The following is a 19,357-nucleotide window of genomic DNA, read 5'->3' as shown; positions in this document are numbered from 1 at the left end:
GCCACGCTGGCGTGACGCTCGGCGAGAAGACGCTGGCGTGACGCTCGATGGCGAGACAGCAAGTTAGCCGGGCACCACCAGCACCGGCACCGGGCTGTGCCGAATGATCTTGGCGCTGCGCGTCCCGAGGAAAACCCGCCGCACGTCGCCGCGCGGCGACGTGCCCACCGCCAGAATCTCGCCGTTGATCCACTCCGGCTTGCTCAACGCTTCCATCCAGCTGTGGCCGGTGACGACTTCCACCACGACGTCTGGCCCCACAACGCCCTCGTCCTTGAGGGCCTGCAGGCTTTCCATCGCCTGTGCCGCCCAGGCGTTGAGGATGCTGTCCTCGGCGTCCAGTCCCACCTCCGGCGGGTACATGGTCCGGCCGCGCACCGCAAAGGTGATCACCCGCAGCGGCACCTGATACCGCTCGGCGGCGTTGGCGCACCGGCGCACCAACGCCAGCGACTCCTCGCTCGTGGAATAACCACAGCTGAGCCGACGGAACCCGCCGCTGTGCACATGAAATCCGGGGGAACTGATCGCGATCGGTACCCGCGAGGCGTGCAGCAGCCAGTCGGCCGTGGAGCCGACCGCGATCTGTGCCAGCCCGGTGCTCGGCAAAGATCCGAGCACGAGGATCCTGCCGTTCACCTCGTCGACGATCTCGACCAGTCCCGTCGCCACCGAGCGGTGGGCCCGGTGGGTGAAGTGGACTTCTATGCCTTCGGCCAGCGGGAACAGGTAGCGCTGCGCCTCCCGCGCGGACTCCTCGGCCAGGTTCTGTGCCCAGTGCTCGTACTCGGCGTCGACGCGCGCGAACGACGGTGTCGGCCATGGCTCGGGCACGACGGTCGCGACCGTCACCGATGTCTGCAGCGTCCGTGCGGCCCCGATCGCCAGATACAGCCCTGAGAGGCCCACCCTGCTCGCCCGGTACCCGACCACGACGGTCATTGCCGGTCCTTATTGAGCACGCTGTGGTGGCGGCCCCACCACAGGTAATACGCGAGCGCCACCACGATCCAACCGCTGAACGCCAGCCAGGTATACCAGTGCAGACTGAGCAGGATGTACCCGCACGCCAGCACCGAAAGCACCGGCGTCACAGGGTAACCCGGCACCCGGAAGGCGCGATCCAGGTCCGGTTCGCGCACCCGCAGGATGATCACGCCCACCGACACCACGATGAACGCCGTCAGCGTCCCGATGGACACCATGTCGGCCAGGCTGGCCAGCGGCACCAGCGCGGCGAGCAGGGACGCGACGATCGCCACGATGACGGTGTTGTTCACCGGCGTCATGGTGCGCGGATTCACCGCGGCGAACCGCGCGGGCAGCAAACCGTCACGGCCCATCGCGAACAGGATGCGCGTCATCCCGTATAGCGTCACCAGCGTGACGGTGAAGATTGAGATCACCGCGCCCGCCGCGAGGATGGTGCTGGCCCACCTGCTGCGCGTGACGTTGTCCAAAATGGTGGCCAGACCGGCGTTTTCCTGCGTCTTGAAGTTCTGCCAAGGCTGGGTGCCCAGCGCGGCCAAAGCGACGAGCACGTAGACGGTGGTGACGATCAACAGCGCGGACACCAGCGCGCGCGGCATGGTCGTCTGCGGATTCTTCACCTCGTCACCCGCGGTGGAGACCGCGTCCAAGCCGATGTAGGAGAAGAAGATCGTGCCGGCCGCTGATCCGATGCCGGCCACGCCCATCGGGGCGAAGTCCCTGAGATGGTTTGCGTCGTACGCGGTGAACGCGATGACGACGAACATCCCGAGCACGCCGAGCTTGATCAGCACCATGATCGTGTTGACCTTGGCCGACTCGCTGGCCCCGCGGATCAGCAGCAGCGCGCACAGCACGATCAGGATCACCGCCGGGAGGTTCACCCACCCACCGGGCACCTTGTCCCAGGGCGCCGCCGACAGGGCGCGCGGCAGTTCGAACCCGAACAGGTTGTGCAGCAATTTGTTTACATAGCCGCTCCAGCCGACGGCTACCGCGGCGGTGGCCACCCCGTATTCCAGCAGCAGGCAGGCCGCCACGATGATCGCGACCGCCTCGCCGAGCGTGGTGTAGGCGTAGGAGTAGGACGAGCCGGAAACCGGCACCGCCGAGGCTAATTCGGCGTAGCACAAAGCCGCCAGCCCGGCGGCGATGCCGGCGATGATGAACGAGGCGATCACCCCGGGACCCGCCTGGGGCACCGCTTCGGACAGCACGAAGAAGATGCCGGTGCCGATCGTGGATCCGACGCCGAACATCGTCAGTTGGAAGGTGCCGAAGCTGCGCTTGAGTCCGGAGTCGCTGCCCGGGTCGCCGACCGGGCGGCGACGCAGCATCTGCTCTTTGAGGCTGATCGATGTCGCCGGCAACTGCGCCTCCCGTCGGTGGGTCAGCTAAGTATGTGCCTCCCGCAGCACTTCGGCGAACTGATTCACGAGGTAGTCGATCTCGTCGGTCGTGATCACCAACGGCGGGGCAAACCTGAGCGTCCAGTCCTGGGTGTCCTTCACCAGAACCCCGCGCTCGGCCAGACGCAGACTGACATGCTTACCCGTCGCCACCGCGGGGTCGATGTCGACCCCGGCCCACAGACCCAGCCCCCGCACCGCGACGACGCCGCACCCGATCAGCGCCCGCAGCCTCTCGTGCAGATACCCACCGAGGTTCGCAGACCGTACCTGGAATTCGTTTCGGGCCAGCAGTCCCACCACCGTGGAGCCGATCGCGGCGGCCAATGGGTTGCCGCCGAACGTCGAGCCGTGTTCGCCAGGGTGTAGCACGCCCAGGACGGCGCGGTCGGCGACCACCGCGGACAGCGGAACCACACCACCGCCGAGCGCCTTGCCGAGCAGGTACACGTCCGGCACCACGCCCCAGTGGTCGCAGGCAAACGTGTAGCCGGTGCGGGCCAGTCCGGACTGGATCTCGTCGGCGATCATCAGGACGTTGCGTTCGGTGCATAATGCCCGCACCGCGGGCAGGTAATCGTCCGGCGGCACGATGATGCCCGCCTCGCCCTGGATGGGTTCCAGCAGTACGGCGACGGTGTCGCCATCGATGGCCTGTGCGATTGCGGCGGTGTCGCCGAACGGCACCGAACGGAAGCCCGGGGTGAACGGGCCGAAGCCGGCGCGGGCCACCGGGTCGGATGAGAAGCTGACGATGCTGATGGTGCGACCGTGGAAGTTGTTGTCCGCCACGATGATATTGGCCCGGCCGTCGGGAACGCCCTTGACGTCGGATCCCCACTTGCGCGCGACTTTCAGACCACTCTCCACCGCCTCGGCTCCCGAGTTCATCGGCAGCACCATGTCTTTGCCGCAGAGGTCGGCCAGCGCGGCGCAGAACGGTCCAAGGCGATCGGAATGGAACGCGCGGCTCACCAAGGTGACCGTGTCCAGTTGGGCGTGGGCGGTCGCGATGATCTCGGGGTGGCGATGTCCGAAGTTGACCGCCGAATAGGCGGCCAAGCAGTCCAGGTAGCGGCGGCCGTCGACGTCAGTGATCCACGCGCCCTCGGCGCTGGCGGCGACCACAGGCAGGGGTGAATAGTTGTGCGCAGCATGGCTTTCCATCAGCGCGATCGCGGGATCGGTATGGTCGGCGAGAATGGTCATGGGTGCACCTCTAGCGTGCAGCACTTCACCGAACCGCCACCCTTGAGCAATTCGGACAGGTCAACCCCGATCGGCTCGAACCCGGCGTATCGTAGCTGGGCCGCGAAACCTGTTGCGCCGGCGGGCAGCACGACGTGGCGGCCGTCGGAGACAGCATTCAACCCGAACGCGTAGGCGTCTGCGGTGCCGACCAGGATGGCGTCTGGGTAGAGCGTTCGCAACTGGGTTTGCGCTGCCGCGCTGAACGCCGGTGGGTAATAGGCGATCGTGTGTTCGTCGAGCACGGCCAGTGCGGTGTCCAGGTGATAGAAGCGCGGGTCGACCAGTTCCAGCGAGATCACCGGCATCCGCACCGCGGCCGCGATCTCACTATGGGCGCGCAGGTCGGTACGAAATCCGTAACCGGCCAACACCATGTCGCCGATTTGCAACAGGTCGCCTTGTCCCTCGTTGACGTATCGGGTGGACACCGGGCGGTAACCGAGCGACGACATCCACTTTGCATAGACCTTGGACTCGTCGGCCCGTTGCGCGAACCGGAACCGGGCCAGCACCGCGACGTCGCCGCAGACGAACCCGCCATTGGCGGCGTAAACCATGTCCGGCAATCCGGGCACGGGCTGCACCACATCCACCCGGTGTCCCAGCCGAATGTAGGTCTCGCGCAAGCACTCCCATTGCGCCAGCGCCCGCTCCACGTCGACCGGTGCGCCGGTGTCCATCCAGGGGTTGATCGCGTATTCGACGGCGAAGAATGATGGCGGCGTCATCGCGTAGTGCCGCATCGTTGCCGCGCGACTGGGCACTTCGGCGTGCCGCCAGGCCGAAGCACCCACGAAATAGTCGGTCATGAAATCAACGATATTTGCGGCTCTGCGCACAATCAAACGATCTTCATTGCGCATTTAGCATTAATATATTGTGCTAGATCCGAAACAACGGGGATTTATTGCGCGAGGAACTGAGAGTGCCGAGATGGACCGCTTGGACGAGACCGACGAACGCATCCTGCTCGAGATGGCAGAGCATGCCAGGGCGACGTTTGCCGAGATCGGCGCGAAGGTGAATCTCTCTGCGCCTGCTGTGAAGCGCCGCGTCGACCGGATGCTGGACAGCGGCGTCATCAAGGGCTTCACAACCGTCGTCGACCGCAACGCGCTGGGGTGGAACACCGAGGCCTACGTGCAGGTGTTCTGCCACGGCACCATCGCGCCGGAGAAGTTGCGGGATGCATGGGTGAACATTCCCGAGGTCGTCAGCGCGGCGACCGTGACCGGAACCTCGGACGCGATCCTGCACGTGCTCGCGCGCGACATGGGCCACCTGGAGCGTGCGCTGGAGCGCATCAGGTCCAGCGCCGACATCGAACGCAGCGAAAGCATTGTGGTGCTGTCGAATCTGATCGACCGGATGCGGCCGTGAGGTTCAGCGGGCCGAGATGATGGTCTGGATTGCTATGCCAGCGCCGCTGGCCACCAACGTGATCGCCAGCGTCACCCAGTCGCCGAGCCTGGGCCGGCGGGGGTTAGCTGAGAGCTGACCGGTGCCGCCGCGGGCGGTGATTGCATCGCCCATCTCGTCGGCGCGCCGCAGCGTCACCGTGATGGTGGCGGCCAGCAGATCGATGATCTCCAGCCGGCGCTGCTGCCGTTTTTCCTTGCGGCTACGAGGCGTCGGCTTGGGCCGTAATCGTCGTGCGGCATAGAGCACTTGAAACTCGTCGATCAGCATCGGAAAGGCGCGCAACGCCAAGGCCAGCGCGACCGCCCACTCGTCGACAGGCAGTCGGAACAATCGCAGCGGGCGACCCAAAGCCGCGACCGCGGGCCCGATTTCGGCGACATTGGTGGTGTAGGACACCAGACCACCCAGCGCCAGCAACACCAGCGTCAGCGCGGTGATCCGCAGGAAATTCAAGAACCCGCCAAGACCCAGCTCGACGCTGCCGATGACGATCTCGGGACGTCCGCCGGCCAGGGCCGCGGTAAAACCGCCGATCGCCAACACAATCCACAGCCAGCGCGGTATCGACGGCAGGGCACCGCGCGGAATGTGCGCGATCCGGATCGCCGCCAGCACCAGGGCCGCCATGAACCCGATCGTCACCCAGCCGGGGTAGAACGCCAGCAGCACGGAGATGCCGAACACCACCAAAAGTTTGGTGCCGGCCCACAAGTCATGAATCGGCGAGCCGCCGGGGATCGGGACCAGCAGCACGACGGGCCGGCCGTGCTTGCGGTTCTCCCGCTTTGTCGGCGCCGAAGTCGTTGTCACGCCACACCTCCGGCGGAGGTCGACGCCGAAGCCGATTCCAGCGTTCCGTTATTCAGATGGAGGATGCGCGGGCACAGCGTTTCCATCCCCAGGTAGTCGTGCGCGATGACGACCACCGTCAGACCGCTGTCGCGGCGCAGGTCCTCGAGCAGGCGCAGCAGCCCGCGCTGGCTGTCGGTGTCCAGACCGGCCAGCGGTTCGTCGAGGATCAGCGCCTTCGGCTCGCAGGCCAGCAGTCCGGCGAGCACCACACGCCGCATCTGGCCCCCGCTGAGCTTGTCGATGCTGCGGCTGGCCAGGGCGGGGTCGAGCCCCACAACGCCGAGCGCGGCGGCCACCCGGGCGGTGTCCTTGTGCGAAAAACCCGCCGCGGAGGCGACTTCCAGGTCGACGCGGCTGCGCATCAGCTGCAGCCGGGCCGCCTGGAAGGACAACGCCACGGCACCGACCTGTTCGTGGGTGGGACGGCCGTCCAGCAGGCACTCCCCACTGGTCGGCGTGGTCAGCCCCGCCATGATCCAGCCCAGCGTCGACTTGCCGGAACCGTTGCCCCCGTGGATCAGCACACCGTCGCCCTGCTCGACAACGAAGTTGATGTCGTGCAGCGCGGTCTTGGCCCACGGGGTGCCGATTCCGTATTCATGGCCGACGTTGATCAGTTCGAGGGTCGGTGCATGGTTGGTGTCGCCCACTCCTGCTACGGGTGGCGGTGTGTCCGCGGCCTGGGTCATGCCGGTGTTGTCCGGGGAGTCACTGAGTTTGATTGTGCGGTCGGCGGACTCGGCTTCGTTGTTGTAGTGCGTGATGTGCACCAGCGCGGTGCGGTGCCGTTTGGTCAGGCCGGACAGCACGCCCAGCAATGCATCCCGGCCCTGCTGGTCCACCATGGTGGTGACCTCGTCGGCGATCAGCATTGCGGGCTCGCGGGCCAGCGCCGCCGCCAGCGCGAGGCGCTGCAGTTCACCGCCGGACAGGCTGCCGGTCTCGCGTTCGGCGAGGTCTTCCAGGCCGACCTCGCGCAGCAGCTTGGCGACGTCGGTCTTGGTGCCCGGCGGTAGACCCCAGACCACGTCGTCGGCGACCCGGGTGCCCAGCACCTGACTCTCCGGGTGTTGCAGCACGACCGCGGTGCCGCCGAGTTTGCCGAGTCCCACCGCGCCCGGACGCTCGACGGTGCCCGAGGTGGGTTCGCGACCTGCCAGGATCAGCATCAGAGTGGTTTTGCCGGAACCGTTGGCGCCAGTGATCGCTACGTGCTCCCCGACGCCGATCTCCATGCTGATTTCGCGCAGCGCGTCCTGGTCGGCGCCGGGATAGCGGAACCGCACGTTGTCCAGCCGCACCGGAACCGGCCCCACGTCGGCGTTTTCGAGATCGCCGGCGGGCGCGTCCAGCTTGTGCACGTCCGGGATGCCGCGCATGCGTTCCAGCAATCGCGACAACGCCCACCAGCCGACCAGCGACATCACCATCACCCCGATGGTGACCAGGCCCAGCAGCATCACCTGCCAGTAGCGCAGTGAGAAGGCGTAACCCACCTTCAGCCAGGCGCCGACCGCTTCGAGATGAACACGACCGAAGAAGGAGGCGAGCCCGTCGACATTGGCGGTGATGGCGTCGCGCATCAGGTGCCGCAACCGGGTGAGCACCATCAGCATCGCGACGTTGCCGGCGCCGAACACCACTCCCGCGACGAAGGAAGTGACTACCACCGTGGGCGTGCCGCGGCCCTTGCGCTTGATGAATCCGGTGAGGCCGCCGATGTAGGCGCTCTGGAACACCCCCATGAACCCGCCGCCACCGGCGATCAGGAACGCGATGAGGCCGGCGGCGATCGTCGCGGTCATCAGCACCCGCAGGCGGTGCCGGTAGGCCAGCAGTCCGGCGGGCACGGTACCCAGCAGGGCGATTCCGGCGGCAAACGGGACGACGACCGAGATGATGGCGGTCACCGCGCACAGCGCGGCCATCACCGATGCTTGCGCCAGTTCACTCGGTTGCAGCGGTCCACCCCGAGCGGGCGACGGGGGTGGCCCGATCTCGCTCACTCGACTGATTCTGCCAGGTCTGTTTGTCGCAGGCTGCGCCGCGCGCGTTTCGTGCGAAGGCCTCCCAAGAGTGGTTCCGCATAGCAAAGCTATGCAACGATGGGCGCATGAGTTCGACCGCAGCAGCAAATGACACCGAGGTTGCCCACGGCCTGGGAGCGGATCTGCTTGCCGTGGTCGCACGGCTTAATCGGTTGGCCACCCAGCGAATCCAGATGCCCCTGCCGGCGGCGCAGGCGCGGCTGTTGGCGACGATCGAGGCGCAGGGCGAAGCGCGCATCGGCGATCTGGCCACCGTCGACCACTGTTCCCAACCGACGATGACGACCCAGGTGCGCCGGCTAGAGGACGCCGGATTGGTGTCGCGGACCGCCGACCCAGGCGACGCGCGTGCGGTGCGTATCCGGATCACTCCGGAGGGGCTGCGTACGCTCAATGCGGTGCGCAGGGACCGTGCGGCCGCGATCGAGCCGCAACTGGCCCGGTTGGACGCCGCTGACCGTCAGGTCCTCACCGAGGCGGTCGAGGTGTTGCGGCGCCTGCTGGAGAATGCGGCGAATGCCCCGGGTCGCCATACCCTCTGACGGTTGGTGGCTGAACCGCCGCAACGGGTAGACACTGATGTCAATATCCGTCTGCAATTTCCGTCGAGAAAGGTGACGGCCATACCTGACGTCTCCCCGTTGACCGTGTGGGTCGGATCGACACGATACGACTTCGTGCCGGGCCGTGATGTGACGGTGGGCATCGGCGATCACTACGACATCTCGCTGGAGCCCGAGGGGCCCATCGGCCCGGACGCGGCACCGCACCCGGTCCTGGTGTTGCGCTTTGCTGGTACGCACTGGCTGGCGGTGGATCAGAGCCACCGGGGGCTGTTTCTGGACGGCATCCGAATGTCGACGGCCGACATCCGCGACGGTCAAATGGTCGCGATCGGCGATCCGGAGCGGGGTCCGCGGCTGATGTTCCAGGTCGCCGCCCCTTCCGACGCGCCGCCGCCGAACACCGATCCGTTGGGCGTCAAGGTCCCGGCGCCAGCGCCCTCGCCTGCGCCTGTGCCTCCGCCGGCGCCCGTGCCTCCGCCGGCGCCTGTGCCTCCGCCGGCGCCTGTGCCGGAGGAGCCGCCCACCGGGCGCATCGCGATGGAGCCGGAGACCCGCCGGCTCACGGCCGTCACTCCCGAGCAGGTCGCCGAGCCGGTCGCCGAACCGGTTGTCGAGCCGGTTGCCGAGCCGTCGCCCGAGCCCGCCTCAGAGCCGGCCCCGGAGCCGGTGCCCGAACCGGCCGAGCCGGGAACCACCCGCATCCCGACAGGACCGGTCGAACGCTCCCCGCTCGAACGCCCCACCAACCCGTTCCGGGCCGTGCTCGCCCCCGACGAGGGGCAACCCAAGGCCCGCGGACTCGTCGAACGGATGACCGAGGCCACCCGCAAGCTGTTGCCCGCGCGCGCCGATACCGGCGCCGACGACGTGCCGCCGCAAACCGGTCGGCTGCCGTTGCAGCCGGGCGCCGCACGATCGGGGTGGCCGCCTATGACCTCGGACTGGTCGTCAACGGCCGCGAGGTGCTGTCCAATATCTCGTTCACCACCCGCCCCGGGTCCTTGATCGCAGTGGTCGGGCCGTCGGCGGCGCGCAATTTCGCCTTGACCGGGCTGCTCTCCGGCACACGACCGCTCAGTTCCGGGATCCTCACCGTGGACGGCCACGACGTGCACGACGAGCCGGAGACGATGCGGTCCCGCATCGGTGTGGTGCCACGTGACAACCGGGTGCATCCCAGCTTCACCGTGCAGCGGGCCCTGGAGTACGCCGCCGAGCTGCGGCTGCCGTCGAACACGTCGCCGGAGAACCGTGACCGGGTCATCCTCCAGGTTCTCGACGAGCTCGAGCTGACCCCGCACCGCGACACCCGGATCGCCAAACTGCCGCCCGAGCTGCGCCGGTGTGCATCCATGGCGGTGGAACTGCTTACCCGCCCGTCGCTGCTTGTGGTCGATGAGCCCGGCGCCGGACTCGATCCGCAGCAACAAAGCCACGTTTTAGGACTACTGCGCCGGCAGGCCGACCTCGGCTGCGTGGTCGTGGTGGCCAGTGCGTCGCTGGTGCACGTCAACCTCAGCGACCAGGTGCTGCTGCTGACACCAGCCGGCCAGCTGGCTTTCGCTGGTCCGCCATCGCACATTGAGTCGGCGCTGGGCACCGCGGATTGGTACGAGATCTTCGGGCGCATCAGCGCCGACCCGTTCGGCGCCCACAATGCATTCCGGATGCGGCAACAGGCGTCGGTGTCCCCGACCCCGCCGTCGGTGACCCGGCCCGAGCGGCTCCCGCCCGTCCCCGGTTTCGGACGACAGTTCCGATTGCTGGCCGGTCGCCAAGTCTTTTTGTTGCTGACCCGACCTTTCTTTGTGCTGCTGCTTGTGCTGTTGCCGTTCGCATTGGGCGCCTTGACGCTGCTTATCCCGGGCAGCGCGGGTCTGAACCGGGCCGGCCCCGGGTCGACTAACACGCACGAGGCGCTCGAGATCCTGGCCGCGCTCAACTTCGCCACTGTGTTGATGGGCACCGTGGCCACCATCGGCGATCTCGTGGGCGAACGTCGGATCTTCCGCCGCGAGCAAGCGATCGGACTCTCGGCGTCGGCCTATCTGCTGGCCAAGTTGGTCGTCTTCAGCCTCATCGCTGCCGTGCAGGCCGCGATCCTGACCACCATCGTGGTCAACAGCAAGGGTGGGCCGCGGCACGGGGCGGTGTTGTTGGGCAATGCGAATGTGGAGCTGTATGTGAGTGTGGCGGCGACGGCTATCGTCTCGGCGATCGTGGGGCTGGGGCTGTCCTCGCTGGGCAAGTCGAAACGGGAAACGCTGCCGTTGGCGATTCCGGCGGTGCTGGCATCGTTGCTGTTTGCCGGTGGGCTGGTGTCTCTAGTTGGCACGTGGGGCTATGACCAGATCTCGTGGTTCGTGCCGGCGCAGTGGGGTTTTGCAGCGGCCGCCGCCACAGTGAACCTGCGCCGGGTCGACAAGCTGGCCCCAGACAATCTGGTATGGACCCACTACTCGGGGTGGTGGGTGTTCGACATGCTGATGCTGCTGGCCCTCGGGGCGCTGTGGGCCGGGTTCCTCCGGTACCGGCTACGGCCTGTCTCTCACAGGTAGCGCCGGACGCGACGGCAGTACTCGGCGTATTCCTGTCCGTAGTGCTCGCGCATGAAGTCTTCTTCGCGAAGCACTTGCCGATGGATGAGCCAGGACCCGGCCAGCAGGTATATCAGCGGAACCCAATTGGGAAACACCAGCAGCTGGCCGGTCAAAAACAGCAGGAAGCCGACATAAATCGGGTTACGGCTGACCGCGAAGATGCCCGTCGTCACCAAGCCGCCCGGCTTGTCGACGTCGATGCCGACCCGAAAGCTTCTGCCGAACGACACCAGGCTCAGCACCAGAATCACAACGGCGACTGCGCAGCAGGCCACGCCGATCCACGCGATCACGGTGTTGCGGAAGAAGCGCTGTGTGCTGATCAGCGGCCAGCCGAATGCGACGGCGAAGATGGTGTAGAAGTACACCGACGCGACCGGAGGGATCACAAAGTCGGTCTTGTCGAGCTTGCCGAAGTGCATCGCCTTCGTGCCCGATCTTTTGAGCAGCAGGACCCTGGTGAGCACGGTTCCCATCAAGAGGATCGCCATCAGCGCTGCCAAATAGTGCGGCATCTTAATTCTCTCCGTCTGCGTGCTGACCTAACGATTACATGACACCGCAACGTCTTGAAGTGTGACTTGTTTCGGCAGGGCGGGTGACGGGTTAACGTCGTGACATGGCCCCGAACGAGAAGACCACTGCCGATCATTTGCGCGACGCGCTCGACGGGCGTTGGCGAGATGTGAAGAACCAGACGCGGGTGCAACTCTCCAAAGAGGCATTCCGCCCGCACCACACCCCCAACACCGTCATTGCTCGCGCCAAGGTGGCCGAGCAGATGCAGCTCATGGCGAACGCGGGGATCTCCGACGAAGGGTTCCGCAAGGAGCACGGCGGGACCGGCGACGTCGGCGCGGCGATCACGATGATCGAGATGCTGGCCATGTCGGACCTGTCGTTGATGGTGAAGGCCGGGGTCCAGTGGGGCCTGTTCGGCGGCGCGGTGGAAAACCTAGGCACGGAACGCCACGGCGACTACATCAAGGACATCATCACGCTGGACCTGCTTGGTTGCTTCGCGATGACCGAGACCGGCCACGGTAGTGACGTTCAGTCGTTGGAGACGACGGCGACCTACGACCCGGAGACCGAAGAGTTCGTCATCCACTCCGAGACGCCAACTGCGCGGAAGGATTACATCGGCGGTGCCGCCGAAACCGCGCGGATGGCAGCGGTTTTCGCTCAATTGATCACCCACGAAGACGGTAAGCCGGTTAACCACGGGGTGCACTGCTTGCTGGTGCCGATCCGCGACGAGGACGGCAACGACCTGCCCGGTGTGACTACGTCGGACTGCCAGTACAAGGGCGGCCTGCCCGGAGTCGACAACGGGCGCATCATGTTTGACCATGTCCGGGTACCGCGGGTCAACCTGCTGAACAAGTACGGCGACGTCGCACCCGACGGCACCTACACCTCGCCGATCGACAACCCGAACCGGCGTTTCTTCACCATGATCGGCACGCTGATCCGGGGCCGCGTCACCGTCGGCGGCAGCGCGGGTGCGGCGGCTCGCGTCGCATTGGACATTGCGACGCGTTATGCGTTGCAGCGCAGGCAGTTCAGTGCGCCGGACGATGATGACCGCGAAGTGCTGATTATGGATTACCTGGTGCACCAGCGGCGGCTGTTCCCGCTGATTGCGAAGTCCTATGCGTTGCAGTTCGCGCAGAACGAACTGGTGTCCAAGACCCACGACCTGCAGACGTCCGATGTCGTGGACGCCGAAGAACAGCGGGAGCTCGAGGCCCGGGCCGCCGGGCTGAAGGCGGCCAACACCTGGCATGCGTCGCGGGCCATTCAGGAGGCCCGGGAGGCCTGTGGTGGTGCGGGCTACATGGCCGAGAACCGGCTTATCGCGTTGCGCGCAGACACCGACGTGTTCACCACATTCGAGGGTGACAACCATGTGCTGACGCAGTTGGTGGCGAAGGAACTGCTCACCGCCTACGCCGACGACATCAAGAGTATGAGCCCAGTGGAATGGGTCCGGTTCGCCGCCAACACAGTTGGTGACCGGGTGATGAAACGGACTGCGGCCGAAGCGATCATGCAGCGGATCATCGACGCACGGCAGGATAGCGAAGAGGAAGGCAGCCTGTTCAACCGCGGCACGCAGGTCTCAATGTTCGAGGACCGGGAAGACTATCTGCTGTCATCGGTCGCGCGCCGGCTGCAGGGCAAGTCCAAGGAGATGTCAGCGTTCGACGCCTTCAACGCCGTGCAGGATCATGTGCTGCATGCGGCGCAGGCACACATCGACCGGATTGTGCTGGAAGCGTTCGTCGCCGGGATCGATGCGTGTCCCGATCCGGAGGCGCGGGAGTTGCTGGATGTGATCTGCGACCTCTACGCGCTGTCGGTGATCGAAGAGGACAAGGCGTGGTTCATCGAGCACCGGTACCTGTCGACCGAGCGGGCCAAGGCCGTGACTCGGGGCATCAACGATCGATGCCGCGTGCTGCGGCCGCATGCCCGGACACTGGTTGACGGGTTCGGTATACCGGAGCCGCTGCGCTACGCCGAGATGCTGCACCCGGAGAATCTGGCCGACTAAGACTGGTGCGGGATCGGGCCTAGCGCTTTGAGCTTGCCGTCGGGTCCGATCTGGAATTTCACGGTTGCCCGTTGGCTCGGACAGCATTCCTCGTCGTTGCCAGACCGCCACTGGTACTGCACGGTCACTGTGTCGTCGTTACCGGGCGGCAGCACGGTGATATAGGGCTTCGGGTTGGGGGTTGGTGAGCCCAGCGGGGCGTTGCGGTCGAAGAACAGCAGCTGCTGCGGTGTCGACTCCGAGGCGATGGTGGGGATGATCTGCACCCAGTTCAATCGGCATTTGCGGCTGCGGCCGCGGCCGATCTCCACCCAGGTCGAGCCCGGCACCTCGATGGGCACCTTGGCTATTGCCTGACGGACCGTCTCGGGGGTGGGGCTGTCGGACGGTTTGCAGGTTTCCGGTTTGGCGGCCGGCGGCTTGGACGGTTTGTCACCGCAGCCCGCGACCGCGATGGCTATCAATGCCGCGATCAGGATTTGCCGGCAACGCACGAGTGGGTAGCCTAGCGGCCTCCGGTCCGACCGGGACGGGCGCTTCCGGGAGCAATGCAGGCGTTGCCCGGCTTGTAGCGACATTGTCGGTGCTGGTGCGGCGTTGGTTCGTGCGGGCGGGGGCGTCGGCGCGTGTCGGCGGGGGAGGTGGTCCCGGGAGCACTGTGATCTGTGCCCGGCTTGCAGCGACATTGTCGGCGCGGGGCGGCGGCGGTGGCGAGTGCGGGCGAGGCCGGTTCCGAAAACGAGGCCGGTTCCGAAAACGACGCCGGTTCCAAAAGCACTGTGATCTGTGCCCGGCTTGTAGCGACATTGTCGGAGTGGCGGACGGGGTAGGCAGCTCGCGACGGCCGGGGCGCGGGCACCGTGGGGGCGGGGCAACCGGCTCGAGCCCACCTCGACGCGGCCAAGCACTGCCCGGCGGCCAAGCACTGCCCGCCGGCCAAGCACTGCCCGGCGGCCAAGCACTGCCCGGCGGCCAAGCACTGCCCGGCGGCCAAGCACTGCCCGGCGGCCATGCACTGCCCGGTGACCCAGCCCTCGCTCACGCGATGCCCCCCGCTGCCCCCAGCGACAATGTCGCTACAAGCCGGGCACAAAGAGTGGTGCTCCCTGGCAGTGACTGGTGTGACCAATGTGACGCCGAACACAAACCCCCACAAACTCCCTCGTGCGCAACACTTTCCGAACACTCCAACCCTGAACGCGCCTTGACAAAGACTGTGAATGTCCCCCCGATCTGATTAAAACCGCAGGTATACGGCTTAAGAAGCCTCCGGCCGTGGGTAGCCTGGCCGCAGATCGCCGGTCGACGACGACCGGGATGCACGCACCGGTTTCCAGCGCTTTTCCCAGGACGCACACTCCCTACCAAACCACTGCGAGAACTCTGTAAAACCGCGGAAACCTGGAACGTGCCGTGCCGAAACATCGTTGCCGCAGGATTTTGCGCATACCCCCGCGCGCCATTCGGAAAGGACGTCAACAACCATGCAGTCCGACAGGGACGCCGTGCGCACCGTGTGTGCCTACTGCGGTGTCGGCTGCGGGATGGTGTTGCAGATCACAACAGATCCCGAAAGCGGTCGTCGTCACATCACGAAATCGATTGGGCAGAGCGACCATCCGGCCAACTTCGGCCGCTTGTGCACCAAAGGTGCTACCACGGCTGACTTTCTAAACGCGGCGGGCCGCGCCGCTACGGCGTATTTCAGGAACGAGCGCGGCCAGCCCTTCGAACCCGTCGACGTCGACACCGCGATCACCAACTCCGGCAATCGGTTGCGCACCATCATCGACGAACACGGCCCGGACGCGGTCGCGGTCTACGTCTCCGGACAGATGTCCCTGGAAGCCCAGTATCTCGCCAACAAGCTGACCAAGGGCTTCCTCGGTACCAACCAGATCGAATCCAACTCGCGACTGTGCATGGCCGGCGCCAGCTCTGGATACAAGCTCTCCCTGGGCGCTGACGGACCTCCCGGCTCCTACCAGGACTTCGAACAAGCCGACGTCTTCTTCGTCATAGGCGCCAACATGGCCGACTGCCACCCAATCCTGTTCCTGCGCATGATGGAACGGGTCAAGGCGGGCGCCAAGCTGATCGTCGTCGACCCGCGCCGCACCGCCACCGCCGCCAAAGCCGACCTGTTCATGCAGATCGCCCCGGGCACGGATCTGGCGCTGCTCAACGGATTACTGCACCTGATCGTCAAAAACGGGCACACCGATCCCGAGTTCATCGCTGAGTTCACCACCGGCTGGGAGGAAATGCCCAGCTTCCTCGAGCAGTTCACCCCGGAACGGGTTAGTGAAATCACCGGCATCCCAGCCGAAGACATCCGCACCGCGGCCCGCTGGATCGGCACCGCCGAAAACTGGATCACCGCCTGGACGATGGGCCTCAACCAGAGCACGCACGGCACCTGGAACACCAACGCGATCTGCAATCTCCACCTCGCCACCGGCGCCATCTGCAAACCGGGCAGCGGTCCCTTCTCCCTGACCGGGCAGCCCAACGCCATGGGCGGCCGCGAAATGGGTTACATGGGACCGGGTTTACCGGGTCAGCGCACCGTCACCAGCTCCGAAGACCGCGAGTTCGTCGAGGACCAGTGGGGCATCCCGCGCGGCTCGTTGCGCACCGACGTCAGTGACGGCGTGATCGATATGTTCTCCCGCATGGCCGACGGCGAAATCAAGGCCTGCTGGATCATCTGCACCAATCCCGTTGCCACCGTTGCCAATCGCAGGACGGTGCTGGCCGGGCTGGAAAAGGCCGAGCTGGTGATCACCCAGGACGCCTACCTGGAGACCGAGACCAACGAGTACGCCGACGTCTTGCTGCCCGCCACGCTGTGGACGGAATCCGACGGCGTGATGGTCAACTCGGAACGCAACCTAACCCTTTCGCAGTCGGCGGTCGCAGCCCCCGGCCAAGCCTTACCGGACTGGCAGATCATCGCCCGGATGGCTTGCGCCATGGGCTATTCGGACGCGTTCAGCTACACCTCCGCCGAAGAGGTGTTCGAAGAGATCAAGCGGTTCTGGAACCCCAAGACCGGCTACGACCTCCGCGGCATCAGCTACGAGCGACTCCGTCAAACACCGGTGCAATGGCCGTGCCCGCCCGGGGCTTCCGACCGCAACCCGATCCGCTACCTCAACGACGGCCGAGTCGTTCGCGACGACGGTCAGATCCCGCGGCTTGCCTTCCCGACGCCGGACGGTCGTGCTGTCTTCTACGCGCGGCCGCACCTGCTGCCAGAAGAAATGCCGGACACCGATTATCCGTTCCTGCTCAACACCGGCCGGCTGCCACACCAATGGCACACGATGACCAAAACCGGCAAGATCGCCAAACTCAATAAGCTCAACCCCGGACCGTTCGTCGAGATTCACCCCGAAGACGCGGCCCGCCTGCAGGTCCGCGAGGGCGACCGGGTGGAGATCGCCTCACGGCGCGGGCGCGCCGTGCTGCCCGCTGTGGTCACCGATCGGGTACGGCCCGGCGACTGCTTCGCCCCGTTCCACTGGAATGACGTGTTCGGTGAATACCTCTCAATCAACGCCGTCACCAGCGACGCCGTCGACCCGATATCCCGTCAACCCGAATACAAGGCCTGCGCGGTCACCCTCACCAAGGTCGCTACCACCGAACGAACCACACCGAGTGACACGATTCACCAGGCACCCGAGGTCAGCCTGGCCCAGATCGACGCCATCGCCGAGTTCCTCGGCGTCGCCGCCGAACCGATCCCCGAAATCGACGCCGACGGCCGCGCCTATCTGGCCGGGCTGCTGGCCGGCCTGCGCTTCGAGGCCGGACGGCCGATGACCGGCCAGCCCACCGTGCCGCTCAACGCTCCGTTCGACACCCGCACCCGGCTGTGGCTGGACGGCGTGCTGGCGGGAATGCTGTCCCGGACGCCGGCTCCCACCGAGGACGCGCCGGAAAAACCATCGATCGTGGTGCTGTGGGCCTCCCAGACCGGTAACGCCGAGGAGCTCGCGGCCGACATCGCCGCACGCCTCGGCGAAGCCGGCCTGACCGTCGCGCTGCACGGCATGGACGATTTCCCGGTCACCGCGCTCGACGAGACCCGAGACTTGCTGCTGATCACCAGCACCACCGGCGACGGCGACCCGCCGGACAACGGCGCCGCCCTCTGGCGGGCGCTCACCGCCCCCGACGCACCGAAATTGCCCGACACCCGCTACACGGTCCTCGCACTGGGCGACTCTAATTACAACGATTTCTGCGGGCACGGACGCAAGCTCGATGCCCGGCTACGGGAGCTTGGTGCGACCCGCATCACCGACCGTGTCGACTGTGAACCTGATTACGACGAGCCCGCCGGCCGGTGGCTGGACAACGTGCTGCGAGTCCTGACCCAGCAAACTTCCAAACTCCCCCAGCCGGTCTGTGCGCCGAAGAAGTATTCCAAGAAACGTCCCCTGGTCACCGATGTCATCCGCAACACCACGCTCAGTCGGCCGCGCTCCGCGAAAGACGTCCGGCAGCTGGTGTTCGACGTCCCCGCGGATACGGTCAGCTACCAGGCCGGCGACGCGCTCGGGGTGTGGCCGCACAACAACGAGGAGTTCGTCGAGGAATGGTTGGCCGTCACCGGCCTGGACGGCCACACGGAAGTGGAGATCGCCGACCACGGCTCAATGTCGTTGCGCGCAGCGCTGACTGACCGTTTCGAGATCGCCCACCTGTCCCCTGACCTACTGCGGTTCGTCCGCGAACGCACCGTTGACGCTGACGCGGCCGGAAAACTCGCCGAATTGATGCGGCCGGAAAACAAAGCGAGGCTTGCGGATTGGGCATGGGGTCGGCAATCGGTCGATCTGCTCGTGCAGGCGCCGGTGTCGGCGACGGTAGACGAGTGGCTCACCGTACTCAAGCCGCTGCAGCCGCGGCTCTACTCGATCTCGTCCAGCCCCAAGGAGCACCCGGGCGAGATCCACCTGACCGTCTCTCCGGTGCGCTACAACTTCCGAGGCGTGGCCCGCCGCGGGGTGTGCTCGACCTACCTCGCGGACCGCTCCCCCAGCGATCAAATCGCAGTCTATGTAAGGACTTCGAAGAACTTCCGGCCACCCACCGATCCACGGACGCCTATGATCATGGTCGGTCCGGGCACCGGCATCGCCCCGTTCCGCGGCTTCCTGCAGGAACGACGGGCCCTCGGCCACACGGGCCCCAACTGGCTGTTCTTCGGCGAGCAGCACGCCGCCACCGACTTCTACTACCGCGACGAAATCCAAGCAATGCACAAGGACGGCCTGCTCACCGAACTGGACCTGGCGTTTTCCCGGGACCAGCGCGAGAAGGTGTATGTGCAGCACCTCATGCGCAAGCGCGGGGCCGAACTGTGGCGGTGGTTGCAGGACGGCGCCCAACTGTATGTGTGCGGCACCGCGGACCCGATGGCCAAAGATGTCGACCAAGCGATCTGCGATATCGCGGCCGAACACGGCAAACTCGACGCCGACGCGGCGCGGGCCTTTGTGCAGTCGCTGAGCGCGGACAAGCGGTACCACCGCGACGTGTATTAACGATAGCTTCTGGGTAAATCCGTAATTTGACGGAAACGTCAGGCACCAGTCGCTGAAACATTGGAGTCGCACCATTCACCCAAGAGATTTGCGGGCTC

12 protein-coding genes and 1 pseudogene are annotated in these 19,357 nt (G+C 66.0%); 5 read left to right on the top strand and 8 right to left on the bottom strand.

Features of this window, described 5'->3' with window-relative positions; translation table 11 throughout:
- Positions 1–63 precede the first annotated feature (63 nt).
- The 4 genes from BN972_RS13920 to ddaH are packed head-to-tail and all read right to left on the bottom strand — an operon-like array spanning position 64 to position 4,459.
- A complete protein-coding gene (locus BN972_RS13920) occupies positions 64–942 on the bottom strand; it encodes a universal stress protein (RefSeq protein WP_036358833.1) in 879 nt (292 codons plus the stop codon).
- Positions 939–2,360 (bottom strand): amino acid permease, encoded by a 1,422-nt coding sequence (locus BN972_RS13915; RefSeq protein ID WP_036358830.1) that lies wholly within the window; start codon positions 2,358–2,360, stop codon positions 939–941. Before BN972_RS13915 ends, BN972_RS13920 begins: the two co-directional genes overlap by 4 nt.
- 24 nt (positions 2,361–2,384) lie before the next feature.
- Entirely contained in the window at positions 2,385–3,608 is a 1,224-nt protein-coding gene (gene rocD / locus BN972_RS13910) for an ornithine--oxo-acid transaminase (protein WP_036358827.1), read from the bottom strand.
- Positions 3,605–4,459: a dimethylargininase gene (gene ddaH / locus BN972_RS13905; protein WP_036358825.1), complete on the bottom strand. Its 855-nt coding sequence runs from the start codon at positions 4,457–4,459 to the stop codon at positions 3,605–3,607. Before ddaH ends, rocD begins: the two co-directional genes overlap by 4 nt.
- A gap of 124 nt (positions 4,460–4,583) precedes the next feature.
- Here ddaH and BN972_RS13900 point away from each other — a divergent pair, with 124 nt between their 5' ends.
- Entirely contained in the window at positions 4,584–5,030 is a 447-nt protein-coding gene (locus tag BN972_RS13900) for an Lrp/AsnC family transcriptional regulator (RefSeq protein WP_036358822.1), read from the top strand.
- Positions 5,031–5,033: 3 nt separating this feature from the next.
- Here the strand turns inward: BN972_RS13900 and BN972_RS13895 are convergent, their stop codons facing one another.
- Both BN972_RS13895 and BN972_RS13890 read right to left on the bottom strand, forming a co-directional pair.
- Positions 5,034–5,882 carry an energy-coupling factor transporter transmembrane component T family protein gene (locus BN972_RS13895; protein WP_036358819.1) on the bottom strand — a complete coding sequence of 283 codons (849 nt, stop codon included), beginning with the start codon at positions 5,880–5,882 and terminating at the stop codon, positions 5,034–5,036.
- Complete coding sequence (locus BN972_RS13890; RefSeq protein ID WP_390176212.1) at positions 5,879–7,930, bottom strand: ABC transporter ATP-binding protein; 2,052 nt, start codon at positions 7,928–7,930, stop codon at positions 5,879–5,881. The genes BN972_RS13895 and BN972_RS13890 overlap by 4 nt, the downstream gene beginning before the upstream one ends.
- A gap of 107 nt (positions 7,931–8,037) precedes the next feature.
- On the opposite strand from BN972_RS13890, the gene BN972_RS13885 reads away from it, so the two are divergent.
- Positions 8,038–8,514 (top strand): MarR family winged helix-turn-helix transcriptional regulator, encoded by a 477-nt coding sequence (locus BN972_RS13885; RefSeq protein ID WP_036358815.1) that lies wholly within the window; start codon positions 8,038–8,040, stop codon positions 8,512–8,514.
- A 105-nt stretch (positions 8,515–8,619) separates the two neighbouring features.
- Positions 8,620–11,096: pseudogene (locus tag BN972_RS13880) on the top strand (ATP-binding cassette domain-containing protein).
- Here BN972_RS13880 and BN972_RS13875 read toward each other — a convergent pair.
- Complete coding sequence (locus BN972_RS13875; RefSeq protein ID WP_036358812.1) at positions 11,087–11,653, bottom strand: methyltransferase family protein; 567 nt, start codon at positions 11,651–11,653, stop codon at positions 11,087–11,089. The pseudogene BN972_RS13880 and the gene BN972_RS13875 overlap by 10 nt on opposite strands.
- A gap of 104 nt (positions 11,654–11,757) precedes the next feature.
- Here BN972_RS13875 and BN972_RS13870 point away from each other — a divergent pair, with 104 nt between their 5' ends.
- Entirely contained in the window at positions 11,758–13,698 is a 1,941-nt protein-coding gene (locus tag BN972_RS13870) for an acyl-CoA dehydrogenase family protein (RefSeq protein WP_036358810.1), read from the top strand.
- Here the strand turns inward: BN972_RS13870 and BN972_RS13865 are convergent.
- Complete coding sequence (locus tag BN972_RS13865) at positions 13,695–14,162, bottom strand: LppP/LprE family lipoprotein (protein ID WP_036360819.1); 468 nt, start codon at positions 14,160–14,162, stop codon at positions 13,695–13,697. The genes BN972_RS13870 and BN972_RS13865 overlap by 4 nt on opposite strands.
- A 1,020-nt stretch (positions 14,163–15,182) precedes the next feature.
- On the opposite strand from BN972_RS13865, the gene BN972_RS13860 reads away from it, so the two are divergent.
- On the top strand, positions 15,183–19,259 hold the full coding sequence (locus BN972_RS13860; protein WP_036358808.1) for a bifunctional nitrate reductase/sulfite reductase flavoprotein subunit alpha: 4,077 nt from the start codon (positions 15,183–15,185) through the stop codon (positions 19,257–19,259).
- Positions 19,260–19,357 lie beyond the last annotated feature (98 nt).

The organism is Mycobacterium asiaticum DSM 44297, from assembly GCF_000613245.1.
GTDB classification, from domain to species: Bacteria; Actinomycetota; Actinomycetes; order Mycobacteriales; family Mycobacteriaceae; genus Mycobacterium; species Mycobacterium asiaticum.
This window is presented reverse-complemented; position numbering and strand designations above follow the sequence as displayed.